The organism is Gallionella capsiferriformans ES-2 (assembly GCF_000145255.1).
Taxonomy (GTDB): domain Bacteria; phylum Pseudomonadota; class Gammaproteobacteria; order Burkholderiales; family Gallionellaceae; genus Gallionella; species Gallionella capsiferriformans.
The window spans coordinates 2,899,146-2,924,734 of record NC_014394.1 but is presented as its reverse complement, the minus strand read 5'-3'; the positions used below and the strand labels follow the sequence as shown (position 1 = coordinate 2,924,734).

The window sequence follows — 25,589 nt, the reverse complement described above, 5'->3', positions numbered from 1 at the left end:
GTAATTTAGTGCTTCTCTTTCAAGTGATCGTGCATAGGCATGTCTTTAGGCATGGATTCACGATGACTCTTACCGCTCGCAGTGCTTCCGACAGGCATGCCGGTTTTCTCTTCCATATGATTGTGTCTTTTCACAGGCTTTTTTGCCTCTGCCTTTTCAGTCTTAACTGTCTCAGTTTTTTCCGTTCCGGTGTTGGTGTCGTGAACATCAACGGCAAATGCCGTTACATTGAAAACAGAAAATATAACCAAAGTGGCAGCAAGCAATGTAGATTTAAGTTTCATTTTATTCTCCGAATGGTGGTGGTTAAAAAATATGCTGTAACAAAAATTATTTAAACGCGCATCGACACCTCCTTTCAATAATTAGTGGGTATGCTCCTCATGCGCAGGCAAGGACATCACACCCAAGCCATGCCGATAGACCACCTCGCCACCATGCCAGGCAGCGCTGACCACTAGCAACCACGCCGCGATCAGCAAAACCAGAAAACCTGGCGAGGGTGCCGTAAAAGAACGACCGCGCCACACATCCCAAGCGGCAAGCAAAGCCAGCGCACCGAGAGCGGCAAGTGCCCAGTTACAATGGATCGTCATGGCCAGATGTCCCGCTTCGTCATGTTCGACACTGTTATAAGCTAGCCAGCCGAACACCGCTGCGATACAGGAAAAAATGGCCGCTGCCCACAACATCCAGCGACCCATCGTCAGGCACTGCATCGCCCATGAGCGATTTTTGAATATCGTACCTACGGCAATAAAGGTTACCGCAGCCGTGGCAAAGGCAATTGGGAAATGCACCAACACCGGATGCCAATTTGGAATAATTTCAATCATTACTGCCCTTTTAAATTTATGAGTGCAAATAGATTAGTTATTCGACTGAGAACACATACGGTTCTTTCCCATCTTTCGGGACGGCGTAAACGGTCAGCGTTCCCTTCTTTGTCTCTCCCATCCCCGGTGAATTCATCTTCATTCCGGGCACACTGATGCCGACAATCGCGGGCTTCTCATTGAGCAGTTTGCGAATGGCATTAACGGGAACATGCCCCTCAATGACATAGCCATTCACCAACGCCGTATGGCAACTAGCGGCATGTGACATGCCATAACGCTTCTTGACGGCACTCATGTCGGACTCATTCACCGCCTTCACCGTAAAATCGTTCTCGCGCAGATAGTCCACGTATTTCTCGCAGCAGCCGCACGTCGGACTCTTGTAAAGAGTCACTGCCGTTGCGGCTTGCGCTGCACCTATACCTGCCAAGGTGAGTGCTAGAGTGATTGCCAGTAGTTTAAAAATTCTCATCGTGTTTCTTTCATTAATTGAAATTATCAGGCTGTATCGCGCTATTGGTGCGAATGGCACGCAGTGCCCGGATCGACTCGCGCAATACATGCAGTGCCGAGCGTAAAAAGAGTGCGGCAAGTGCCAGACCAACAAGGATGTCAGGCCAGCCGGAATGGGTGAGCCACACGCCCACGGCAGCAAACAATACCGAGATATTCGCAATGATGTCGTTGCGCGAGCACAACCAAACCGAACTCATATTGATGTCATCCGCACGATGTCGCCAGAGCAGAAAGAAACATGTGCCATTCGCGGCAAGTGCCAGCAAGCCGATTGCCCCGATAGCCTCATACACAGGGAGTTGCGGGAACGCGATCCGGTAGATCACCTGCCCGAGGACGAAGAAGCCAAAGGCCGCCATGATGATGCCTTTGAGCAGTGCCGCTCTGGCTTTCATGGTGGCGCTGCGTGCGACCACGTAGAGGCTGAAGCCGTACACCATTGCATCGCCCAGCATATCCAGCGAATCCGCCACCAGCGAAATCGAGTTGCCGAGCAGTCCTGCCGTGAGTTCTACGACGAACATGACGGCATTGATACCCAGCACTATCTTGAGTGTCGAGCTTTGGCGATATCGAAGTGCGTCGATCTCGCATGCTTTGTCATTGCAACAATCAGCCATTACTTTTCACCTATTGAATTATCTGATTTCTCTGTTCTTGATCAGCGCATAGATCACCGGAATCACCAGCAGCGTCAAAATCGCTGAGGAAATCATGCCTCCCACCATAGGCGCTGCGATGCGGCGCATCACTTCCGAACCCGTGCCGCTGCTCCACAAAATCGGCAACAGCCCTGCCATGATCGCTACCACGGTCATCATCTTGGGACGTACCCGTTCCACAGCGCCGTGCATGATGGCTGTGTGCAGATCGACGGCGTTCGGTTGACGGCCTTCATCAGAGCAACGTGACTGAACGTCCTGCCACGCCTGCTCCAGGTAGATCAACATCACCACCCCCGTCTCCGCTGCCACACCCGCCAGTGCGATAAAGCCAACCGCCACGGCGACGCTCAAGTTGTAATCGAGCAACCACAGTAGCCACACACCGCCGACCAGCGCAAACGGTACGGACAGCATCACCACCAAAGATTCGGTGACGCGTTTAAAATTGAGATACAGCAACAGGAAGATGATCAGCAACGTGATGGGAATGACGATCTTCATTTTCGCGGCAGCACGTTCCATGTATTCGAACTGCCCGCTCCAGGTTGCATAGTAGCCAGGCGGAAATTTCACCTGTGCTGCAACTGCTTTGCGCGCATCGGCCACGTAAGAGCCAATGTCACGATCACGTATATCCACAAAAATATAAGCGGAAAGCAGCGCATTCTCGGTACGGATAGCAGGCGCACCTTTACTCAGGCTGACCTTGGCAAGCTGTCCAAGCGGAATTTGAGCACCCTCCATGGTTGGCACCAGCACTTCGTGGGCAATCTGTTCTGGATCGCTACGCAATTCGCGCGGGTAACGTACTGTCACGCCAAAACGTTCCCGCCCCTCTACCGTCGTCGTGACCATCTCACCACCCAGTGCGGTAGAAATGACTTCCTGTAAATCACCGACGCCAATCCCGTAACGTGCCAGGGCAACGCGATCAGGTTCAATATCAAGGTAGAAACCGCCCGTTAATCGTTCGGCAAAAGCACTGGTGGTACCCGGAACCTTCCTAACCACAGCTTCAATTTCCTTGGCGAGCCGCTCCATTTCATCCAGATTTTTACCAAACACCTTGATGCCTATCGGCGTGCGAATACCGGTTGCCAGCATATCGAGACGCGCCTTGATCGGCATCGTCCACGAATTTGCCACACCGGGAAATTGCAATGCTTTGTTCATCTCGCCGATCAGTTTGTCGATCGTCATTCCAGGTCGCCACTCCTCCTGCGGCTTTAAGTTAATGACCGTCTCAAACATCTCCAATGGTGCAGGATCGGTTGCAGACTGCGCGCGCCCAGCTTTGCCATATACGGACATCACTTCAGGAAAGCTCTTGATAATCTTGTTCTGCGTCTGCAACAATTCCGCCGCCTTGGTCACCGACATGCCGGGCAAGGAGGCGGGCATAAATAACAACGTGCCCTCATTGAGCGTTGGCATGAACTCGCTACCCAATCGGGTAGCGGGATAGGCTGACAATATCAAAACCAGTGCAGCAACGACGATGGTCATTTTCTTGTGTTTCAGCACCGCAGCAATAAGCGGACGATAGCCCGTGATTAACCAACGGTTTAGCGGATTTTGCGCCTCTGGTTTGATGTTTCCGCGTATGAATAGCAACATCAGCACCGGCACCAGTGTGAGCGAGAGCAACGCTGCGCCCGCCATGGAAAAGGTTTTGGTGAAAGCCAGCGGAGAAAACATTCGTCCTTCTTGCGATTCCAGCGTAAATACTGGCAAGAACGATACGGTGATGATGAGCAGCGAAAAGAACAGTGCCGGTCCGACTTCCTTGCACGCCGCAATCATCGCTTCTGTGCGCGATTCACCTTCTTTTACCCGCTCCAGATGTTTGTGTGCATTCTCGATCATCACGATAGCCGCATCTACCATCGCGCCGATGGCAATGGCAATCCCGCCCAAACTCATGATGTTGGAGTTCAGCCCCAGCACGCGCATCGCAATGAAAGAAATTAAAACACCAACAGGCAGCATCACGATGGCGACCAACGCACTGCGTGCATGCATCAAGAACACCATACACACCAGTGCGACAATTAAACTTTCTTCCAGCAGCGTGCCTTTTAATGTTTCAATGGCGCGATGGATCAAATCGGAACGGTCATATACTGAAACAATCTTTACGCCTTCCGGCAAACCGGGAGCGATTTCAGCGATCTTTTCCTTGATGTTGTGGATGACTTCTAATGCGTTTTGCCCATAGCGCGCCATGACGATGCCTGATACGACTTCACCCTCGCCGTTTAACTCAGTCAGTCCGCGCCGTTCATCCGGCCCCAGTTCGACACGGGCAATGTCGCGCAGCAGCACAGGGGTGCCTCGCTCGGCTTTAACGACCAGATTCTCGATGTCACTCTTGCCGCGCAGATAGCCACGCCCGCGCACCATATACTCGGTCTCGGCCATCTCCACCACGCGCCCGCCAACATCGCGGTTCGAGTCACGGATAATCTGTGACACTTTGCTCAAAGGAATACCATAAGCGCGCAGTTTAATGGGATCAACAGTCACCTGATATTGCTGTACAAAACCGCCGATGGAGGCGACTTCCGCAACACCGTGTGCCTTGGTAAGCTGGTAGCGTAAATACCAGTCTTGCATGGTGCGCAGCTGAGCGAGATTATGCTTCTCGCTCAACACCGCGTACTGATACACCCAGCCCACCCCGGTTGCATCCGGCCCCAGTTGCGGCGCGACATTTTTAGGCAGCCGTCCCGCGATGCTGTTGAGATATTCCAACACCCGGGAGCGCGCCCAATAGATGTCGGTGCCATCCTCGAAAATCACATATACAAACGATGCGCCAAAAAACGAGAAGCCGCGCACCACCTTGGATTTCGGCACCGCCAGCATCGCGGTGGTGAGCGGATAGGTGACCTGATCCTCAACCACCTGCGGAGCTTGTCCGGAATACTCAGTGTAAACAATTACCTGCACATCGGATAAATCAGGCAGGGCATCCAGTGGCGTTTTGAGTACCGCATAAATGCCCGCCAAGGTAACAAACAAGGTTGCCAGAATAACCATAAAACGGTTTCGAGCAGACCAATCGATGATGGAATTTAGCATCTTAATGTCCCTCGTGTTGCTGCGGCGCAAGCGCTTGCAACTTGGTAATCACCCATTCATCGGGTTTTCGCTCGACGAGTTCGAAGGTGATCTTGCTACCTGGTTTGATACCGGCGGCCAATGAGGAATTAGTCAAAGCGAAGTCCATGGTCATGCCGGGCCAGCCCAGTGATTTGATCGGCTCATGGGTGATGCTCACAGAACCATCCTCATTGATGCCGTTCAGGATGCCTGCTGCCTGATGACCTATTGTTGCAGGATTTTTCTTTGGCGCTGCAGGAGTTGCATGCGCTGAGTGATCTTCTGCGACGGGTGTAGCCCCGCCATGTGCTGCATGACCACCAAGACCACCCAACGCCGCTTTGAGGTTACTTTCCGCATCGATCAGGAACAAGGCCGAAGTAACTACCTGCTCCCCCTCTACAAGGCCATCCAGTATCTCGACATAATCGTTGCTGCGGCTACCCAATTTGACAGTGCGCGGCGCAAAGCGGCCTTGTGCTAATTGCACCAGCACCACCTGACGCATGCCACTGTCTATCACCGCCGAAGTTGGCACCGTCAGCATCCGAGTATTACTGCCTACGGGCAACGTCACGTTGGCAAACATGGATGGCTTAAGCAAACCTTGTGGATTGGCAATCTCCACGCGTACTTGCACGGTGCGCGTCGCGGAATTCAAAGTCGGATAGACGAAGGCGACTTTTCCCTTGAACAACTTATCCGGGTATGCACCGATACTGACCTGTGCGTCACTACCTGTCGTTACCTGCCCGATATCCTGCTCGTTGATGTCTGCCAGCACCCACACTTGAGACAAGTCGGCGATCTGATACAACGTCTCTCCCGGCATGAAGCGCATGCCCTGTACGGCCTTCTTTTCCAGTACGATGCCCGATACCGGCGCGTAATAGGTCAGGCTGCGTCTGGATTTTCCAGTGGTTAATTGCTTTATTTCTCCCGGCGTAATATCCCAGTTTTTCAGGCGTGCCAGACTGGCATCAGCCAGTTGCTTCATGCCCGCTTTAGTTTCTTCATCTGCATTCTCAAGTTTTGCTTCGCCTTGTGCGGCAATCGCGTATTCGCGCTGCGCCGACACCAGTTCGGGGCTGTACACATCAAACAACGCCTGTCCACGGTTAACAGTCTCTCCGGTGCTGTTCACATAAAGGTGTTCTACCCAGCCCTCGAATTTCGGTGCGATGGTATAGGTACGGCGTTCATCGATTTCAATGCGTCCGGTGGCATGAATGGTTTTGTTTAAACCGCGTAGCGTGGCTGCTTCGCTTTTTACGCCGAGTTTTTGCACTTTTTCAACACTAATATTGACACCCCCCTCCTCCTGAACAGCATCACCGTCATACACCGGTACGTAATCCATCCCCATCGCATCTTTTTTGGGTACCGGCGAGGTATCCGGCAAACCCATCGGATTGCGGTAATAAAGAATCTTGCGTTCCTCCTTTACGGCATCGGCTGTAACCGGCGCTGTCACCCCGGAGAAGCGCTTTCCCAAGCTATAGCTGCCAGCCGAAATAATCGAAACGACGACAATAATTGACACTAATACTATGATTTTTTTCATAACTCTTCTCCAATCAGGCGTTCAATTTCAGCTAGGCGCAATTGCGCGTCATACTGCGCTTTGATGCGTTGTTGGCGCGCTTTCAGTATTTGACGCTGCGCATCGAGCAGTGTGGCAAAATCAAGTTTGCCAGTCTCATACCCACTCAGCGCAGATTGAAAACTCAGCTCAGCTTGAGGTAGAAAACGCGTAGCGATGAGTGTCTCGGTACGCTGCGCGGTCTCAAGACCGGATACACTTTCCGATAATTCCGACAACACTTGATTGAGCAGAGATGCCTGACGCGCAGCGGATGCGGCCATCTTCGCTTCCGCTTCATGCTCCTGAGAACGGCGCGATTCCTGTTGCAACGGAAGATTGAATTCAACCATCAGATCCCAGCTCTTCACGACACTGCCGCTCTGTGTTGGGGCGACGCCAAGAGTAAATCCGGGATAACGGTTTTTATAGGTCAGGTCGCGGCTCTGCTGGGCTTCGTTGACGCTCGCATCAGCCACTTGCAGCTGCGGATTGTGCGCACGCAGCCTATCTTCCAGCGACGTAAGTCGTGCTGAGGCGGGAATTGGACGCAATTGCAGCGGCTCCGCCAGATCTGCATTGGCAGGACGCGACAGTAGATTGTTCAGGCTTGCATGCACATGATGCTGTTCATTGTCCAATTCAATCAGCATAGTTTGCAAATCAGTTTGTTCGATTTGCGCGCGTATCACTTCCTGCTGTGTACCCAGCCCGTTTGCATAGCGAGTTTGCGCGATTTTTTCCAGGCGCTTAGTTAAATCCAATGTTGCACGGGTCAGTCTGATACTGTCCGACAGGTAGTAATGCATCGCATAGGCAGTTTTTATTTTCCCGCTCAAATCCACCCATGCAATGGCAGTTTGTCCGCGCGCCCCGGCAACTTGTGCTTCGGCTATTCCTCTCTGTAAATCGAGCTTGCCGAACCACGGAACGCTTTGCATCAGCAAATAACGCGTACCGCCTACCTGTGACGGCAACAAGCTCGGCGGTTTATTCGTGCCTTGATTAGTAATGTCCATCAACTCGGTACGCAGCACCGGATCAGGCAATGCACCGGCGGGTTGCACGCGCAGCGAGGCGGCCTCGGCCTCATATCGCATCGCAGTCAGAGCCGGATTGTGTTCGCGCGCATAACTCAATAAACCCTGTAAGTCTGCACCTAAAGGTGGCTCTGCAGCTATTGCCGCAAAGCTTGAGGCGCAGCCAAACAGCATTGAAATCAGATTTTTCATATTATTCCTCACGGACTCGTAACGAGTTACGCTGCAAATCCGTCTTTGTTATTGCACCAGTGAGAATGATCAGCAAACCACGAGCATTGGTATTAACAAAATGTGTGCGTGCGTCAAACCGGTAAAACAAGGGCGAACGCAGACGCTTAAAGACTAAGGACGAGCTAGAGTCAGATCAATTTACGAAACTGGTAGACGGAGTCGTCCTGTAGAGCACTAAGCGAGAGGTGGAGGAACGACAGGTGTGGAGGTGATGGAATGATACGAGAATAAATAGGGCGTGACCGAAATGGCAGATTGCAGAACTTCTAGGTTCTTGATTGCCTGCACACCCAAATATCCGCTGCATGCCAGATGGCAGACAGCACAGGCGGTGCAGGATGTTCCGTCCTGATCGTTGTTGGGTGACTGATCATGCGACATCGCGTGTTGATGTTCATCCATATCTTGCATCGTATCCATGCCAGCTTCATGGCACGAGCCATTCTGTATTTGCATGGATACGCTAGCCGCCAGCGCTCCACCGCTAAACAGTGGTAGCCAGATGGCTAAAAGCACAGCGATAAATTTTCGGACGAAACTGGACATGCGCTGAGTTTTTCAGATGCAGGAGCTAATGTCAAGATAAAAACATACAAAATAGAAACTTCATGCCAAGGGCGGGTAATGGCACATTATTCCGATAGATTAATTTCTAATTCTATGAACGCTTGCTATCTGATACCAGCCAATCAGCACTTGTGAATTAGAACGTTTTGTAATGTAAGGCATTGCTATCCGAATATTTCATTCCATCCACCGAAGTATGTGGCGGCTGCGGAGCGGGCTTCGCGCATAGCCATTCCATATCCATCTGAGAATGCTTGACCTACATGCTTTAGCTGGCTATAGTGATTGCTAATTTACAATCAACGATCATGACAACCAGCCAGATTACACAACAAATCAACACAGATCTCGTCTCCATGGCAAAGGGCGAGGCTCGCTCATGGGCGCAAATTGGTCTGCTGCTGGATCAGGTAGATCATAGCGGCTACTGGCAAAAATCTTCCGGCTCTTTTACGGAATGGCTCAAGGCATTAAGTCCTTCCCTTAATTTGAAAGAAGCCAGCCTTTGGCGTTACCTCACGGCAGCAAGGTATTACCAGGAGTTACGCAAGACTTTAATTGCTAGTGGTGTATCCATTCCTTCCCTTGATGAATTATCCGACAAGGTGAGTCCCGAGAATATCGAAATTCTCTCAAAACTGGCTCGTGTTATGCCCGATGATGTCTTTCGGAAAATCGCACAACAAGTCGTGGCTAGCACCGTAACTCGTGCGGAACTGCGAGAAACCTGGCTTGCCTATCGTCCTGTACTAGAAGGAAGGACAGCGCGTGGAAAGGGTGTAGCAGTTCCAAAAATCAATCCAGCGGATTCCTTTCAGTCTGAGTCCATGCTGGAGGCGCAGGTCTTTACAGCGTTATCCGCTAACGGATCTGAATGGACTGGCATTGAACGTCCAGACCGTTACGAATTGTTCATGCACGTTAGCCCAGAACCACCTCTCAATGCTCGCCAGAGATTTACGTTTGACGCAGTGGCCGCAGTGCGCGCCCATAAGTCAGCCCCTCTTACATTCCATGGGATTGAGATTAAAGGGAGTTACCTTATTAGTAGATCCACTTACGAATTGCTTGAGCGACAAACCCCTTTTTGCGACTTCCTTTGGGTTGCAACCCATGGACGCACATCGGAACTGAGCATGGAGTGCATACCGGAACATGTTGGTTTGATGATCGCCGATGGCAACAGCATCCAGGTCATACGTCCTGCACAACGCAGCCAACAATCCGGACACTACACGGGTGAATTGGCCAAAGGCTTGTTGGTCAAGGTCTTCGCTCGCTGAATTTTTTGAGAATCATAATATAGCCGGCTATATTCATGTGTAACAGGAGATTAAATATGAGGAAGATAAGGCAGGTGCTGCGACTCACCTTTGAGATGGAGCAGAGCAAACGCGCCATTGCCAGCAGTATAGGAATTTCCCGCGATTCCGTTTCGGATTACTTGACACGTTCAGCGGTAGCGGGTCTATCTTGGCCTCTGCCATCAGATATGGATGATGCCGAGTTGGAGCGACGCCTGTTCCCATCTCTGCCCAAGGATAATACTTTGCGCAAATCTGAACCCGACTGGATGAAAATCCATCAGGAATTGAAGCAAAAAGGCGCGACGCTCCAAGGATTTCATGAGGAATATCTAGCCGAGTATCCAACTGGACTATCTTACAGTTACTTTTGCCAGCGTCACCGGGAATTCGAAAAAACGCTGAAGCGTTCTATGCGCCAAATCCATGTGGCAGGCGACAAGGTTTTTGTGGACTACGTTGGTCCCACGATGAAAATAACCGATATTGCTACAGGTGAAATCCAAGAGGCCCAAATCTTCGTCGGCGTATTGGGGGCGTCATGCTACATTTATGCCGATGCAGTCTGGAGCCAGAGTCTACCCAATTGGATTGATTCCCATGCGCGCATGTTCGAGCACTTTGGTGGGGTGCCCGCCGTTGTTGTGTGTGATAACTTAAAGTCTGCCGTCATTCGGGCCAGCAAAACCGACCCCACCATTAATTCCAGCTACCAAGACATGGCTGATCATTACGGAACCATGATTATCCCCGCCAGGCCATACAAACCGAAGGATAAGGCTCATGCGGAGAATGGAGTTCTGATCGTTGAACGATGGATTCTCTTCCGGTTGCGCAAACGCATCTTTACTAATTTAGCTGATCTGAACGATGCCATTCGAGAACTTCTCGTTGATGTTAATAACCGCCCATTCAAGAAGCTACCTGGCTGCCGTCGCTCCGTTTTTGAGGCTATCGACCAGCCCGCTCTCCGCCCCTTGGCACTCGAAAAATATACATTAGCAGAATTCCGCCGATTTTGTGTCGATCACGACTATCACATTGATCTGGGCGACCGACACCTATACAGCGTGCCCTACACGCTAATTCGAAAGAACGTTGATGTCCGTGTGACAGCCACCACCGTCGAAATCCTTCATGGTGGCCGCCGCATTGCGACCCATCCACGCGCTAACGGGCCAGGAAAAACAACTGACAAGGAGCACATGCCTTCTTCCCATCGCTATCAGCAGGACTGGAATGAAGACAAAGCGTTGGGCTGGGCACTGGGTATCGGCCCCAATACGCATAGTTTTTTGAAGTTGGCTCTATCCAAGTTAGCTCGCCGGGAACAATCCATGCGTGCAGACAGTGCGCTGAAGTCCATGGGCAATGCGTTCGGCGAAGATCGACTTGAGTCGGCGTGTGCTCGGGCACTTGCCATCGGAGCGAATCATGTGAGTCGTGTGCGTAGCATTCTGGAGAAGAATCTTGATCAGCAGCCCATTTCTGCACCAGCTGTACAGGAAGCGAATTTCGACCACGACAACATTCGTGGCCCCCAATATTACCACTGACCCATTCCACTAAGGAGAACGAAATGCTTATTCAGCAGACTATTACCAAACTTCAAAATCTACACCTAATTGGCATGGCCAAGGGCTTTGATGATCAGTTATCGAGTGTGGCGGCCATGAGCCTCAGTTTTGAGGAACGCTTCGGAATTCTGATTGATCAGGAAACCACTTACCGTGAAAACCAGCGCCTAAAGCGCCTGCTGAAAACGGCCAAGCTCAAATTCAATTCCTGTGTCGAGGATATTGACTACCAACACAATCGCGGATTGGACAAGAGCCAAATGGCTTCGCTGGTGACTTGCCAGTGGATTGAGAAAGGTGTGAATCTGATCATGACCGGCCTGACAGGTTCGGGAAAAACATGGCTGGCGTGTGCTTTTGGCAATCAGGCATGTCGGCAGGGGAAAACGGTATTATTCCAGCGGCTTCCACTTCTCCTAGAGGAGTTGCAAATCAGCCATGCGGATGGCAGTTTCAGAAAGCGCTTGGCACAACTGGCGAAATGCGATCTGTTGATACTAGATGATTTCGGAATGGCAGCGCTAACTATTCAAGGGCGGAGTGACTTACTAGAGGTCATTGATAGTCGTGTGGGAGGGCGTTCAACCATCGTCACCAGCCAGATTCCCGTGGAAAATTGGTATGGCTACCTAAGTGGCGGAAATCCTACCGTTGCCGATGCAATCTTGGATCGAATAATCAGCGGATCATTGCGTATTCCGTTGCAAGGTGAGTCGATGCGGAAACTACGTAAGTAAACTGGCAATATTTCCAAATTCAGCGATGAGCCGACGCTACCCGAAAGAGGCGTCGGCTTTATTATTTTATAGGGTGGCGGATTTGGGTGTTATGAGTGGCTGGTTTGCGAGCATTACAGATGGCGCTATTGAAGTATTATACGTGGTGGGTTTGGAGCATTTTTGGTGGCGGTTTTAGGGCATAAAACGCACGGGGGGGAATTACATCGATCCTGTTCTGGTTGAAACGCTGGTATTCAACCGGGAAATTGGCATTCCCCATGAAAGCCTGTCGGCACGCGAGTATCAGGTCTTTCTCATGCTGGTGTCGGGGAAATCCGTTGGAAATATAGCCAGTGAACTTTGTTTGAGTATCAAGACGATCAGTACCCACAAGTCGAGATTCATGCAAAAAATGAACATGCAAACGAAAACCGAGCTGGTTCGCTATGCGATACGACATAAGTTGATTGAAGGCTAAGCGGGCGAATTGAAGATAAAAAAAACGGGAGCCAAGGCTCCCGTTTTTTAGATCATGCAGGCAACTTACGCTGCTGCAACGGTCTTTACTTTGCGCGCTGGCAATTTTTCTTTGATACGTGCTGACTTGCCTGAACGATCGCGCAGGTAGTACAGCTTAGCGCGACGAACTGCACCGCGACGCTTGACTTCGATTTCAGCGATCACAGGGGAGTAAGTTTGGAATGTACGTTCTACACCTTCACCGGCAGACATCTTGCGCACGATGAAGCTGGAGTTCAAACCGCGATTGCGCTTGGCAATCACAACGCCTTCGAAAGCCTGAACGCGCTTGCGCTCACCTTCGACTACGTTCACGCTGACAACAACGGTGTCGCCTGGCGCAAATGCAGGAATAACTTTACCCAAACGGGCGATTTCTTCTTGTTCCAAAATTGCGATCAAATTCATTTACTGCTCCTTAGTTTTCGGATCTTGTTCCTTCTGAAACGATGCCAGAAGACCAGATTCCTCTTTTGTCAAAACACGCCCAACCAATAAATCCGGACGGCGTGTCCACGTTCTGCCCAACGACTGGGAAAGCCGCCAGCGTTGTATGTCTGCATGATTGCCAGACAGCAACACCGGGGGCACGGCTTCACCATTAAACATTTCCGGGCGGGTGTAGTGCGGGCAGTCTAGCAAACCCTGCACAAACGAATCCTGTTCCGCGGAGTCGGCATCGCCCAATACACCGGGCAGTTGCCGCACCATGCTGTCCATCAACACCATCGCCGCCAGCTCGCCACCGGACAATACATAGTCGCCGATGGAAATCTCTTCGTCCACCATCTGGCGAATTAAACGTTCGTCGATGCCTTCGTAACGACCGGTCAGCAGTATCAGTCCTTCATCAGGCTGCGCCACCATTTCTTTGACCACGGCATGAGTCAATAGCCGACCTTGCGGTGACAGATACACCACACGGCTTTTTGCAATTCCGCTCGCCGCCTGACGCTGCCTCGCTGCATTGATCGCATCCGCTAAAGGTTCTGCCAGCATCACCATGCCGGGGCCGCCCCCGTAAGGGCGATCATCCACGGTGCGGTGATTGTCTGTTGTGAAGTCACGTGGATTCCACGTCTTAACAACATAGCGTCCCTGTTCAGCCGCGCGACGCGTGATGCCACATTGCGTCAGCGCATCGAACATCTGCGGAAACAGCGTGATTACATCAAAGATCAAAGCAAAAAGTCCGCCGACCAGTTGACCTGTATGGTCTTGGTCGTCACGTCGACCGGCCCGATAACGCTATTCAGGAAGGGAATCAGCACATCCGGGCCGTTGCCTCTGACGATGAGCACATCGTTGGCGCCGGTTTCCAGCAGCTCAATCACCGTGCCCAGCGTTTCGCCTGCGCCGTTTATTACCGACATGCCGATTAGATCAGCCCAGTAGTATTCACCTTCTTCTTGCGTCGGCAAGCTACTGCGCGGCACGGCGATCAACAGCCCTTTGAGCTTTTCGGCGGCAGTACGATCCGGGCAATCCGGAAACTGGGCAGCCAGCGTCTTGTCATGCGTCTCGCACTGAGCAACCGTCACTTCTCGCCACGGGCCATTTTCATGGCCCAGATACCAGGTTTTATATCCCAGCAGGCTATCGACATACTCGCTGAAGGGCTGGATTTTCACCCATCCCTTGATTCCGAATGCCGAAGCCACGCGACCCATGATAACCATGGGTTCGGAGACCTTAGGCTGCAACAACTGCACCGGCAGCGCGTTTAACCAGCTTTGCAACAGCGTCGCTCAACTGCGCGCCACGGCTTTGCCAGAATGCAACGCGTGCCAGATCCAGACGCAATGCTTCTTGTTTTTCATTGGCGATCGAATTGTAGAAACCTACGCGTTCGATGAAGCGACCATCGCGACGATTGCGTGAATCGGCAACAACCACATTGTAGAATGGACGATTCTTTGAACCGCCGCGGGAAAGACGAATGATGACCATAAAAAACCTATCTAAATTATCAGTCTAAAAAAAGACTTGGGTTGCAAAACTTTACTAGCAATTTCCGTTGTGCCGGAGAGTTGCTATTCGTCAGCAATGGGCTCGCCTGTGCGAACCCTATCGCCACGAAAGGGCGCGCATTCTACGACACAAGGCCTGTTGATAGCAAGGACCTTGATAATCAAAGAGTTTGGCGCGCGTCCGGACAGCGTTTAACGATGCAGCAATTGCTCCAGCACAAATTTGCTGCCCAGATACGCCATCATCAAAAAGACAAAGCCGCTCACCGTCCAGCGCACGGCGATTTTGCCGCGCCAGCCATAGAAATAATGGCCGTACAGCAGCACTGCAAACACGCACCATGATATGAAGCCGAACAGTATTTTGTGATTGAACTGCCAGACTTTGCCGAAGATTTCTTCCGAAAACAAAATGCCCGACGCAAGGGTTAGCGTTAGCAGCACGAAGCCGATGCCTATCATCCGGAACAGCAGCGTTTCCATGGTCATCAGCGGCGGCAGGTTGCGCAACACGCGCGGCAATGTGGCATGACGCAGGCGTTTTTCCACTAAAGAAATCAAAATGGCATGCACCATCGCAATAGTGAACAGGCTGTAGGCGAGCATCGCGACAGCAATGTGAATTTTAAAGGCCAGCATGTCCGTGTGGGCTAACTGATGGTCGGCAGGAAATACGCCGGGCAGCAGCAGCGTCACCGCAGCCATTGGCAGGACCAGCGCCTGTAAACCGCCGATCGGGTAGAAAAAGCGCGCCACCCAGTACACCAGCAAGGTTAGCCATGCAATTAACGACAGTGCGTTATACACACCCAGATCGAATCCGCCGCCGGCGAAGATGCCCTGCCAGAGCAAATAGCCGTGCAGGGTGATGGGTATCAGCGTTAAATGTCCAACTGCACCGCGCCAGCGCGCATCGCAATCGGCACAGGCATTCGCGCGCCAGAAATAAGCGGCCAGCAGCACATAAGCGACAAAGGTAACAAATGACAGGAGAAGATTCGGCATTTTTCTTCGGGATATTTTGGACTCGTGAATTCTACCTCATTTGCTTTGCGAGTTGCTGCCCACTGGGCAGCATCCCTGCTAAAACCAGTTGCGAGTTGCTGTTCATTGGATGTCATCCCTGCTAAAACCAGTTGCGAGTTGCGAGTTGCTGGCTGCGGGGAAGTATCTTTGCTAAAACCACCTGCGAGTTGCTGGCTATCGGGGAATATTCCTGCTAAACCCTATTGCGAGTTGGGGTTCATTCGACACTGTCACGGCTCAATGTGCTTGCGCGTTGAGGTGTTTTGGACAAAATTTCCGCTTTAAACGCTGGCGATTTGATGTTGATCGGGCGCAACCCTGCTAGAATCTTCCAAATTATTTAGGCGTGGTTTTTTGCTATGCCGGTTTGATTAGCTACTAAGGACGGATATGCTGGACAATTTGACGCAACGCCTCTCCGGTGTCATTAAAAATCTGCGCGGTCAGGCAAGGCTCACCGAGAGCAATATTCAGGATGCGCTGCGCGAAGTGCGCATGGCGCTGCTCGAAGCTGATGTGGCGCTGCCGGTTGTAAAAGAGTTTGCAGCTCAGGTTAAAGAAGCCGCTTTAGGGCATGAGGTCATTGGCAACCTCAATCCCGGTCAGGCTTTTATCGGTGTGGTGCATCGCGAGTTGACCCGTTTGATGGGCGAGCACAACGATGCGTTAAACCTCACCACGACGCCCCCTGCTGTGATTCTGATGGCAGGTCTGCAAGGCGCGGGTAAAACCACTACCTGCGGTAAGCTGGCTAAACTGCTGCACGATCAGCACAAGAAAAAAATCTTACTGGTCAGTTGCGATATTTACCGCCCGGCGGCGATTGAGCAATTACGCACGCTGGCCACGCAACTTGGCATCGATTTTTTCGCGTCTGACATTAGTCAAAAGCCGCAGGATATTGCGCTGGCGGCGTTGGATTTTGCGCGCAAACATCACCATGATGTGCTGATCGTCGATACCGCCGGGCGTCTGGCGATCGATGAGGCGATGATGGCTGAGATTCAGCAACTGCACGCCACTTTAAAGCCGATCGAGACGCTATTCGTGGTTGATGCGATGACCGGGCAGGACGCGGTCAATACCGCCCGCGCATTTGGCGAGGCCCTGCCGCTGACCGGCATTGTCTTAACTAAAATGGACGGCGATTCGCGTGGCGGTGCTGCGCTCTCGGTTCGACATGTCACCGGTCGTCCGATCAAATTCATCGGCGTCAGCGAGAAGCCTAATGGCCTTGAAGCCTTCCACCCTGAGCGCATGGCGTCGCGTATTCTCGGTATGGGCGATGTATTGTCGTTGCTCGAAGAAGCACAGCGCGGCGTGGATCACGGAGAAGCCGAAAAGCTGGCCAAAAAAATGCAGGCCGGCAAGGGTTTTGATCTGAATGATTTCAAGATGCAATTTGTGCAGATGCGCAAGATGGGTGGGATGTCAGCGCTGATGGACAAGCTGCCCGCACAGCTGTCGCAAGCGGCTGCCGACTCGAAAGTGGACGACAAATCGATCAATCGTCTGGAAGGTATCATTAATTCCATGACGCCGCAGGAACGCAGTCATCCTGAGCTCATTAAGGCGCAGCGCAAGAAACGCATTGCCGATGGCGCGGGCGTGAAAGTGATGCATGTCAATCAACTGTTAAACCAGTTTGAACAGACGCAAAAAATGATGAAAATGTTTTCCAAAGGCGGCGGCATGGCTAAAATGATGCGCAGCATGGCCGGTAAACTGCCTGGGATGCGCTAAAAGGCAATGGTTAATTAACAACGGTCACTTATCCACTTTTAATTTTCAACTATCAATTTTCAACTATTAATTATGATTAAAGCGATAATTTTCGATGTGGATGGCACGCTGGCCGATACAGAAGACGGACACCGTTTATCTTTTAATAAAGCGTTTGCCGAGTGCGGTCTCGACTGGAGCTGGGATGTGGCGCTGTACGATAAGCTGCTTAAAGTGACCGGCGGCAAGGAGCGAATTAAATACTTCGTCAGTGACTTCTTGACGGGTTTCGAAAAACCGGCTGATTTTGACGGTTTCGTTAAAAATCTGCATGCCGTCAAGACACGCCACTACACCAGCATGATCAGCGAGGGCGGCGTTCCGCTGCGCCCCGGCATCAAACAGTTGATCCTCGATGCACATGCCGCTGGTATCACGCTCGCCATTGCGACCACGACGACCCCTGAAAATGTGTCGGCGCTGCTGGAAGTCGGGCTGGGTAAAAACTGGGCCGATCTATTTTTTGCCAACGGGTGCGGCGACATCGTGCCGCACAAGAAGCCAGCGCCCGATATTTATTTCTGGGTTCTTGAAAAGCTCGGATTGCAAGCTGCCGACTGCATCGCTTTAGAAGATTCCGAAAACGGGCTGCGCTCGAGCTTGGGGGCAGGCATCAAGACTTACGTTACGATCAATCATTACACGCGCAATCACGATTTCACCGGTGCGGCGGCCGTGTTTGACGACTTGAGCGACTTGGAAAAATTCTATAAGACAGCTGGACTGACGTTGTCCAAATAACCACTAAACGGCACATTCGGTTTAGAATGCGCCTTGTGACTATCAATTTTAACGAAGGAAACATCATGTATCAGATCGCTCCAAGCATCCTCTCCGCTAATTTCGCCAAGCTGGGCGAAGAAGTCGACAACGTTTTGGCCGCAGGCGCGGACATCGTTCACTTTGACGTAATGGATAACCATTATGTGCCTAACCTGACGATCGGCCCTCTGGTTTGCGATGCATTGCGCGCGCACGGCGTGACAGCACCCATCGACGTGCATCTGATGGTGAAACCCGTGGATCGCATCATTCCTGATTTCGCCAAGGCTGGCGCGACCTTCATCACCTTCCATCCTGAAGCGTCTGAACACGTTGACCGTACGATCGGCTTGATCAAGGAATCTGGTTGCAAGGCAGGTCTGGTATTCAATCCAGCTACCCCGCTCGATATCCTCGAATACATGTTGCCAAAGTTGGATATGGTTTTGCTGATGTCGGTCAACCCCGGATTCGGCGGTCAGAAATTTATTCCTTACACGCTCGACAAGGCGCGCAAAGTTCGCGCGATGATCGATGCCGGCGGCTACAACTGTCTTCTGGAAATCGACGGCGGCGTAGGCCCTGCGAATATTCGCGAAGTTGCGGCTGCAGGCGTGGACACGTTCGTTGCGGGTTCGGCGATTTTCAACGCGCGTAATGCAGCTGACAAAAACCAGTTTGACACCGTGATTGCTGCGATGCGTGCTGAATTAGCAAAAGTATAAGTATCATGCTGCTCCGCCACGCCATCGTCTGGCTGCTGATCGCTGTTGCAACCACCGGTTGCGACCAGATCACCGGTGCGGCTGAGCAAAAGACATCTGATGCAGAAGCGATAGGTTATGCCTGTCGCGTCTCGCTGAAAAAACCCGAAGACTGCATGAAAGAAAACGAGGCGCAGAGCACGTCCTCTGTTCTGACAGGCTGGAAAGCCGCAGACAAAGATATACAGGAAAAAACGCTGGATCCTAGCATGGGTTCTGATCCTTCTATGGCGATACAGTTAAAAGCGGCCTCCGCGCCAGATGAAACGAAAGACGAAAAGTCCGCCAAAAAAGGCGAAGAAGCGACCGCTGATGCAGTAGAACCTGCTGAGCCTGAGAAAAAACCTAAAAAATCGCATTGAGGAATACCATGCCTAACATCAAACGATACACAACACCGGTCAGCGTCAAGGCCATCGTCATCGATCTGGACGGCACGCTGCTGCACACCGCGCCTGAACTCGCCGAAGCCGCTAACCGCATGTTGCGCGACATTCACTATGCGCCTGTTGCACAGGAATTGCTGGCAAGCTACATCGGTAACGGCATCAGCTGGCTGGTTAAGCGCGCGTTGACTGGCGATATGCACGCGACACCGGATGCCGCTTTATACGACCATGCGCTGCCGATTTTCGAAAAGCACTACACCGAACTGTTGCTTGAGAGCAAAGTTTTCGACGGTGTCATTGAAGGTCTGGAAGCCATGAAGGCCGCGGGTTACCGTTTAGGCTGCATCACTAACAAGGTCGAGCGTTACACGACGCCGTTATTGGCGGGTGTCGGTCTGTCCAAGTATTTCGAAATCGTGTTGGCCGGCGATACGTTGCCGGAAAAGAAGCCGCATCCGATGCCATTGTTGCATGCCGCCAAATTCTTTGGCGTGCCTATCGAACAGTTGTTGTTGATCGGCGATTCGCTCAACGATACGATTGCAGCACGCGCCGCCGAATGTCCTGTGTTCTGCGTACCTTACGGCTACAACCACGGTGAGCCTGTCGAAACGCTGGATCTGGACGCGGTGATTGCGAATCTGCCAGCCGCCTTGCCATTAATGAAGCTTGCCTGAAAATGAATCTGAATAACCTCCTGCATCAATCAGTTTATTGGCGATGGTGTTAATCGTACTGAATACGATAGTGCCGGGTACGCGACCGGCCGATAGCACAACAACACAGGAGGTTTTTCATGCTGCACCCTATTTCCGAACAAGAATTTAACGCATTAGCATCGCAGGGTTACAACCGCATTCCGCTGGTATCTGAGACCTTCGCCGATCTCGACACGCCGTTGTCGCTCTATCTGAAACTCGCCAACAAACCGTTTTCCTATCTGCTCGAGTCCGTACAGGGCGGTGAGCGTTTCGGCCGCTATTCCTTTATCGGTTTGCCTGCCGATACCCGCATTACGGTGCGTGGCAAACAGGTCACGCTGACGACCTGTGCCGGTGAAACATCGCACGCAGTAGCTAACCCGCTGGATTTCATCGAAGCATATCAGGCGCGCTTCAAGGTTGCCCCCTTGTCCGGTCTGCCGCGCTATACAGGTGGACTAGCAGGGTATTTCGGTTACGAGACCATCCGTTATATCGAGCCCCGCTTGGCGGGCGTAGTCAAGCCCGATGCGATCGGTACGCCTGATATCTTGCTGATGCTCACCGAGCAGCTGGCAGTCGTGGACAACCTGTCCGGAAAACTGACTTTTATTGTCTATGCTGATCCGATGCAGGACGACGCGTATTCTTTAGCTTGTGAGCGCTTGCGCGAGCTGACCGGCATGCTACGGCGGCCGGTGGACATCCCTTTTGCGCCGGCAGTACACCGAACCGAAGCTGAATCCGAATTCGGTGAGGCCGCCTTCAAGGCTGCGGTCGAAAAAGCCCGTCAATATATTTTCGACGGCGACATCATGCAGGTCGTGCTGTCGCAACGCATGGCGCAACCTTTTTCGGCAGAACCGCTGGCGCTGTATCGCGCGCTGCGCAGCATCAATCCTTCGCCTTACATGTTCTATTACGACATGGGCGATCACCACGTCGTGGGCTCCTCACCGGAAATACTGGCGCGTCTCGAAGGCGACATGGTGACGGTGCGCCCGATCGCAGGTACCCGTCCGCGCGGCAAAACGCAGGAGCTTGATGCGGCGCTCGCGCAAGAGTTATTAGCCGATCCGAAAGAGCTGGCCGAACACCTGATGCTGATCGATCTGGGGCGCAACGACATCGGTCGCGTGGCGCAAAATGGTACCGTAAAATTAACCGATAAGATGGTCATCGAGCGCTATTCGCACGTGATGCATATCGTCTCCAACGTTGAAGCCAAATTGAAACAAGGCCTGTCCGCGATGGATGTGCTCAAAGCCACCTTTCCTGCCGGTACCGTGTCGGGTGCTGCGAAAGTGCGCGCGATGGAAATCATCGACGAGCTCGAGCCTTCCAAGCGCGGTATTTATGCGGGTGCGGTCGGTTATCTGGGTTTTAACGGCGATATGGATGTGGCGATCGCCTTGCGCACCGCTGTCGTGAAAGACGGTACGCTGTATGTGCAGGCGGGGGCGGGCATCGTCGCCGATTCCGTGGCGGATAGCGAATGGCAGGAAACGCAGAACAAGGCGCGCGCCGTGTTGCGCGCCGCCGAAATGGCGCTCGACGGACTGGACGTGCAGGCGCACCGCTAATATGCTCAGACTGACCGAAATCAAACTACCCATCGAGCATCAGGATGGCGAAATCAAGGCGGCGATCCTCAAAAAACTGGGGATAGCCGAGGCGGACTTGATCCGTCACAGTGTCTTCAAACGCGGCGTCGATGCGCGCCGGGCGCATGCCATTTTGTTCACCTATACGCTGCTGGCCGAAGTCTGCGACGAAGCGGCGATTCTTGAACGATACAAAAACGATCAGCACATCAAAGTTGCGCCCGACACCAGCTATCACTTTGTCGCAGAAGCGCCGGCTGATTTATCCGCAAGACCCGTCGTCGTTGGCATGGGGCCGGCAGGGCTGTTTGCGGGGTTGTTGCTGGCTCAAATGGGATTTCGTCCGCTGATTCTGGAACGCGGCAAAGCGGTTCGCGAAAGAACGAAAGACACCTTCGGCCTGTGGCGTCAGGGGGTGCTCAATCCGGAATCGAACGTACAGTTCGGCGAAGGCGGTGCGGGCACCTTTTCGGACGGAAAACTGTATAGTCAAATTAAGGATCCGCGTTATCTCTCCCGCAAGGTGCTGGAAGAATTTGTCACGGCCGGCGCTCCCGAAGAAATTCTGTATGAGAGCCATCCGCATATCGGCACCTTCCGACTGGTCGGGATGGTCGAAAAAATGCGCGAAACGATACTGTCTCTGGGCGGCGAGATCCGCTTTAGCAGTCGTGTAGACGATATTGAGATGACGGACGGTCAGGTGAGCGGCGTGGTGCTGGCGAACGGCGAGCGCATTGCGACTGAACATCTGGTGCTGGCGGTCGGTCACAGCGCGCGTGACACCTTCGAGATGATCCACAAACGGGGCATTTACATCGAAGCGAAACCTTTTTCCATCGGCTTTCGTATCGAACATCCGCAATCCCTGATCGATGCGGCGCGCTTCGGCAAGCATGCCGGCAACGAGTTGCTGGGCGCTGCCGACTACAAGCTCGTGCATCACGCCAGCAATGGTCGCTCAGTCTATAGTTTCTGCATGTGTCCAGGCGGTACGGTGGTTGCCGCGACCTCCGAGCCGGGGCGCGTGGTCACCAACGGCATGAGCCAGTATTCACGCAACGAGCGCAACGCCAATGCAGGCATCGTGGTGGGCATCACCCCTCAAGAAGATTTTCCCGGCGATCCGTTAGCTGGTGTCGAATTCCAGCGGCGCTGGGAGTCGCAAGCCTTTAAATTAGGCGGCGAAACCTATCAGGCGCCCGGGCAACTGGTCGGCGATTTTATCGCGGGGCGTCCCTCAACTGAATTTGGCGAAGTACAGCCGTCCTATACGCCCGGCGTGCATCTGACTGATTTGGCCACCGCGTTGCCCGAGTATGCGATCGAGGCAATTCGCGAGGCGCTGCCCGCCTTTGCCAAACAGATTAAAGGCTTCGATCTTAGCGATGCGGTGCTGACCGGGGTTGAGACGCGCACCTCGTCGCCGGTACGCATCAAGCGCAATGCGGACGATTACCAGAGCATCAACACCCGCGGCCTGTATCCGACCGGGGAAGGCGCAGGCTATGCAGGCGGCATACTCTCGGCAGCCGTAGATGGCATCGAAGTCGCTGAAGCGGTCGCTCGCGCCATGCTGAGTAACAAGAACCAAGATGAGGAATCAACATGCTCTTGATGATCGATAATTACGACTCATTCACCTACAATCTGGTGCAATATTTCGCTGAACTGGGTGCCGATGTGGAAGTGCGCCGCAACGACGAAATCACCGTCGCGCAAATTGCAGCCATGAATCCAAAGCATATCGTCGTCTCGCCCGGCCCCTGTACGCCGAATGAAGCGGGGATCTCGGTTGCCGCGATTCAGCATTTTGCCGGAAAAATTCCCCTGCTGGGCGTATGCCTTGGTCATCAGAGCATCGGTCAGGCGTTCGGCGGAAAAATTATTCATGCCAAACAATTGATGCACGGCAAGACGTCGTTGATTCATCACACCAATCGCAGCGTATTCACCGGCCTGCCTAATCCGTTTACCGCGACGCGGTATCACTCGCTGGTGATCGAGCGCGAAACGCTGCCCGAATGTCTGGAAATCACCGCCTGGACGGATGACGGCGAGATTATGGGCGTGCGTCACAAGACGCTGGCGGTGCACGGCGTGCAGTTCCATCCTGAATCTATCCTGACCGAGCATGGTCACGACATGCTGAAAAATTTCCTGGAAGGCCAGCCATGATTACCCCGCAACAAGCGCTGACCCGGCTGATCGAACAGCGGGAAATTTTTTATGACGAAATGTTGTCGCTGATGCGCCAGATCATGAGCGGCGAGGTATCGGCCGCTCAAATCGCCGGCATTTTAGTCGGTCTGCGCGTCAAAAAGGAAACGGTGGGAGAGATTTCCGCCGCCGCATTTGTGATGCGCGAATTTGCCACTAAAGTGCCGGTTATCAACCGCGAGCATCTGGTCGACACCTGCGGCACGGGAGGGGATGGCATTCAAACTTTCAATGTTTCAACTGCCAGCGCCTTTGTTGCGGCCGCTGCCGGTGCGCGCGTCGCCAAGCACGGCGGACGTTCGGTATCCTCGACTTGCGGCAGCGCGGATGTGCTGGAGTTTCTGGGCGTCAACCTCAATCTCACGCCTGAGCAAGTCGCGCACTGTGTCGATACCATCGGCATCGGCTTCATGTTTGCCCCTAATTTTCACGGCGCGATGAAGTATGCCGCCTCTGTGCGGCGCGAATTGGGGGTGCGCACGATGTTCAATGTGCTGGGGCCGCTCACTAATCCGGCGGGTGCTGATAATCAGGTGCTGGGTGTCTTTCACCCTGATCTGGTCGGTATCATGGCGCGCGTGCTGCAGCGCCTCGGCAGCCATCATGTGTTGGTCGTGCACGGCATGGACGGCATGGACGAAATATCGATTAATACCGAAAGCTGCATCGCGGAATTAAAAGACGGCGAAATCCGCGAATACACGGTCACGCCTGAGCAGTTCGGCATGAGCCGGGCATCGAACGACTTGCTGCGCGTGGCGAATGTGACGGAGGCCAGTGCGATGCTGCGCAGTGTACTGGACAATCAGCCGGGCGCGGCGCGCGACATCGTACAGATGAATGCAGGTGCGGCCATTTATGCGGCGGGCTTGAGTGCGACGCTTGCCGAAGGTATTCATCGCGCGGGTGAAATGATCGCCAGCGGGGCAGCGAAAGCTAAACTCGCGCAACTGATCGCGTTCAGCGGGCAGTTTGCCGCCAAGGCTTAAACTCTGCCGCACCCGATCCTCTACTCATTTCGGCGCTGCCCTTACGCAATCCGTGCCCGCATGGCTTTGCATGCGAGCGGCGTTGCGTTTGAATTGCGTGAAATCGAGCTGCGCAGCAAACCGGCATGCATGCTGATCGCCTCACCCAAGGGGAGCGTGCCCGTGCTTGTGCTTCCCGACGAAGGTGTCATCGACGAGAGCCGGGAGATCATGCAATGGGCGCTGCACCAGCACGACCCGGAAGGTTGGCTGGGCGTGTCGGATGCTTATTTGCTGGCCGCAGCACCGTTAATCGATATCAATGACAACAATTTTAAAACGGCGCTCGATGGGTATAAGTACGCCGATTCCGAGGCCTCCCGGGCAGTTTGTCGTGCGCAAGGCGAAGACTTTTTGCAGTCATTGGAGGCGCGGCTGCAAATGACACGTTATTTGTTGGCCGATGAACAGAGCATCGCTGATGCGGCCATCTTTCCATTCATCCGGCAATTTGCCGGTGTCGACAAGGACTGGTTTGAGCAGTCGCCCTATCCTGCGTTGCGCATATGGTTGACGGGCATGATCAATTCGAGGCATTTTTCCGCCGTCATGCAAAAACAAGCGATCTGGCAAGCAAATCCTGAATCCTAGACCCCAAATCCTGCATCTACCCTCTTGAAATCCGGCAAATCTGCCCCATCTGTCCTTAACTCTTTCAAAACGTCAAAGGACAGAA

General features: G+C 52.9%; 27 protein-coding genes. 14 read left to right on the top strand and 13 right to left on the bottom strand.

The window, feature by feature from the left end; all coding sequences use genetic code 11:
- Positions 1 to 5: 5 nt before the first annotated feature.
- The 8 genes from GALF_RS13560 to GALF_RS13525 form a co-directional block, all read right to left on the bottom strand.
- Positions 6 to 284 carry a hypothetical protein gene (locus GALF_RS13560; RefSeq protein ID WP_013292687.1) on the bottom strand — a complete coding sequence of 93 codons (279 nt, stop codon included), beginning with the start codon at positions 282 to 284 and terminating at the stop codon, positions 6 to 8.
- 81 nt (positions 285 to 365) lie between these two features.
- A complete protein-coding gene (locus GALF_RS13555; RefSeq protein WP_013292686.1) occupies positions 366 to 836 on the bottom strand; it encodes a DUF2231 domain-containing protein in 471 nt (156 codons plus the stop codon).
- Positions 837 to 873: 37 nt separating this feature from the next.
- A complete protein-coding gene (locus GALF_RS13550; RefSeq protein ID WP_013292685.1) occupies positions 874 to 1,311 on the bottom strand; it encodes a DUF411 domain-containing protein in 438 nt (145 codons plus the stop codon).
- Positions 1,312 to 1,324: 13 nt separating this feature from the next.
- On the bottom strand, positions 1,325 to 1,975 hold the full coding sequence (locus GALF_RS13545) for a cation transporter (protein WP_013294624.1): 651 nt from the start codon (positions 1,973 to 1,975) through the stop codon (positions 1,325 to 1,327).
- Positions 1,976 to 1,993: 18 nt separating this feature from the next.
- The gene (locus GALF_RS13540; protein WP_013292684.1) at positions 1,994 to 5,104 is read right to left on the bottom strand and encodes an efflux RND transporter permease subunit; all 3,111 of its coding nucleotides are present in this window, start codon (positions 5,102 to 5,104) and stop codon (positions 1,994 to 1,996) included.
- A 1-nt stretch (position 5,105) separates the two neighbouring features.
- Positions 5,106 to 6,689, bottom strand: a complete 1,584-nt coding sequence (locus tag GALF_RS13535; protein ID WP_013292683.1) for an efflux RND transporter periplasmic adaptor subunit — start codon at positions 6,687 to 6,689, stop codon at positions 5,106 to 5,108.
- Complete coding sequence (locus GALF_RS13530; RefSeq protein ID WP_013292682.1) at positions 6,686 to 7,939, bottom strand: TolC family protein; 1,254 nt, start codon at positions 7,937 to 7,939, stop codon at positions 6,686 to 6,688. The genes GALF_RS13535 and GALF_RS13530 overlap by 4 nt, the downstream gene beginning before the upstream one ends.
- A 216-nt stretch (positions 7,940 to 8,155) precedes the next feature.
- Entirely contained in the window at positions 8,156 to 8,527 is a 372-nt protein-coding gene (locus GALF_RS13525) for a DUF2946 family protein (RefSeq protein WP_013292681.1), read from the bottom strand.
- 302 nt (positions 8,528 to 8,829) lie between these two features.
- On the opposite strand from GALF_RS13525, the gene GALF_RS13520 reads away from it, so the two are divergent.
- The 4 genes from GALF_RS13520 to GALF_RS16185 all read left to right on the top strand — a co-directional run bounded on the left by GALF_RS13520 (position 8,830) and on the right by GALF_RS16185 (position 12,626).
- Entirely contained in the window at positions 8,830 to 9,831 is a 1,002-nt protein-coding gene (locus GALF_RS13520; protein ID WP_150102561.1) for a hypothetical protein, read from the top strand.
- Between the two features lie 35 nt (positions 9,832 to 9,866).
- Positions 9,867 to 11,408 (top strand): IS21 family transposase, encoded by a 1,542-nt coding sequence (istA, locus tag GALF_RS13515; protein ID WP_041937949.1) that lies wholly within the window; start codon positions 9,867 to 9,869, stop codon positions 11,406 to 11,408.
- A gap of 23 nt (positions 11,409 to 11,431) precedes the next feature.
- Entirely contained in the window at positions 11,432 to 12,166 is a 735-nt protein-coding gene (istB, locus tag GALF_RS13510; protein ID WP_013292678.1) for an IS21-like element helper ATPase IstB, read from the top strand.
- 181 nt (positions 12,167 to 12,347) lie between these two features.
- The gene (locus tag GALF_RS16185) at positions 12,348 to 12,626 is read left to right on the top strand and encodes a response regulator transcription factor (protein WP_396230363.1); all 279 of its coding nucleotides are present in this window, start codon (positions 12,348 to 12,350) and stop codon (positions 12,624 to 12,626) included.
- A gap of 65 nt (positions 12,627 to 12,691) precedes the next feature.
- On the opposite strand, the gene rplS is transcribed toward GALF_RS16185, so the two are convergent.
- The 5 genes from rplS to GALF_RS13480 form a co-directional block, all read right to left on the bottom strand.
- Complete coding sequence (gene rplS / locus GALF_RS13500) at positions 12,692 to 13,075, bottom strand: 50S ribosomal protein L19 (protein ID WP_013294623.1); 384 nt, start codon at positions 13,073 to 13,075, stop codon at positions 12,692 to 12,694.
- Entirely contained in the window at positions 13,076 to 13,849 is a 774-nt protein-coding gene (gene trmD / locus GALF_RS13495) for a tRNA (guanosine(37)-N1)-methyltransferase TrmD (protein ID WP_013294622.1), read from the bottom strand.
- On the bottom strand, positions 13,846 to 14,406 hold the full coding sequence (gene rimM / locus GALF_RS13490) for a ribosome maturation factor RimM (RefSeq protein ID WP_317623713.1): 561 nt from the start codon (positions 14,404 to 14,406) through the stop codon (positions 13,846 to 13,848). The genes trmD and rimM overlap by 4 nt, the downstream gene beginning before the upstream one ends.
- Complete coding sequence (gene rpsP / locus GALF_RS13485) at positions 14,360 to 14,617, bottom strand: 30S ribosomal protein S16 (protein ID WP_013294620.1); 258 nt, start codon at positions 14,615 to 14,617, stop codon at positions 14,360 to 14,362. The genes rimM and rpsP overlap by 47 nt, the downstream gene beginning before the upstream one ends.
- 212 nt (positions 14,618 to 14,829) lie before the next feature.
- Positions 14,830 to 15,642 (bottom strand): cytochrome C assembly family protein, encoded by an 813-nt coding sequence (locus GALF_RS13480; RefSeq protein WP_013294619.1) that lies wholly within the window; start codon positions 15,640 to 15,642, stop codon positions 14,830 to 14,832.
- A 411-nt stretch (positions 15,643 to 16,053) separates the two neighbouring features.
- Here GALF_RS13480 and ffh point away from each other — a divergent pair, with 411 nt between their 5' ends.
- The 10 genes from ffh (at position 16,054) to GALF_RS13430 (ending at position 25,504) form a co-directional block, all read left to right on the top strand.
- Positions 16,054 to 17,406, top strand: a complete 1,353-nt coding sequence (gene ffh / locus GALF_RS13475) for a signal recognition particle protein (protein WP_013294618.1) — start codon at positions 16,054 to 16,056, stop codon at positions 17,404 to 17,406.
- A 72-nt stretch (positions 17,407 to 17,478) separates the two neighbouring features.
- Positions 17,479 to 18,186: an HAD-IA family hydrolase gene (locus GALF_RS13470; RefSeq protein ID WP_013294617.1), complete on the top strand. Its 708-nt coding sequence runs from the start codon at positions 17,479 to 17,481 to the stop codon at positions 18,184 to 18,186.
- 65 nt (positions 18,187 to 18,251) lie between these two features.
- Entirely contained in the window at positions 18,252 to 18,932 is a 681-nt protein-coding gene (gene rpe, locus GALF_RS13465) for a ribulose-phosphate 3-epimerase (protein WP_013294616.1), read from the top strand.
- Positions 18,933 to 18,937: 5 nt separating this feature from the next.
- Positions 18,938 to 19,333, top strand: coding sequence for a hypothetical protein (locus tag GALF_RS15155; RefSeq protein WP_013294615.1), 396 nt, complete (start codon positions 18,938 to 18,940; stop codon positions 19,331 to 19,333).
- Positions 19,334 to 19,341: 8 nt separating this feature from the next.
- Positions 19,342 to 20,037, top strand: a complete 696-nt coding sequence (locus GALF_RS13455) for a phosphoglycolate phosphatase (RefSeq protein WP_013294614.1) — start codon at positions 19,342 to 19,344, stop codon at positions 20,035 to 20,037.
- Positions 20,038 to 20,156: 119 nt separating this feature from the next.
- Entirely contained in the window at positions 20,157 to 21,644 is a 1,488-nt protein-coding gene (gene trpE / locus GALF_RS13450) for an anthranilate synthase component I (RefSeq protein WP_013294613.1), read from the top strand.
- A gap of 1 nt (position 21,645) precedes the next feature.
- Positions 21,646 to 23,283: an NAD(P)/FAD-dependent oxidoreductase gene (locus GALF_RS13445; protein ID WP_013294612.1), complete on the top strand. Its 1,638-nt coding sequence runs from the start codon at positions 21,646 to 21,648 to the stop codon at positions 23,281 to 23,283.
- Complete coding sequence (locus tag GALF_RS13440; RefSeq protein WP_013294611.1) at positions 23,274 to 23,843, top strand: anthranilate synthase component II; 570 nt, start codon at positions 23,274 to 23,276, stop codon at positions 23,841 to 23,843. The genes GALF_RS13445 and GALF_RS13440 overlap by 10 nt, the downstream gene beginning before the upstream one ends.
- Positions 23,840 to 24,874, top strand: coding sequence for an anthranilate phosphoribosyltransferase (gene trpD, locus GALF_RS13435; RefSeq protein WP_013294610.1), 1,035 nt, complete (start codon positions 23,840 to 23,842; stop codon positions 24,872 to 24,874). Before GALF_RS13440 ends, trpD begins: the two co-directional genes overlap by 4 nt.
- Positions 24,875 to 24,877: 3 nt before the next feature.
- A complete protein-coding gene (locus tag GALF_RS13430; RefSeq protein WP_013294609.1) occupies positions 24,878 to 25,504 on the top strand; it encodes a glutathione S-transferase in 627 nt (208 codons plus the stop codon).
- The last annotated feature ends 85 nt before the right edge of the window (positions 25,505 to 25,589 follow it).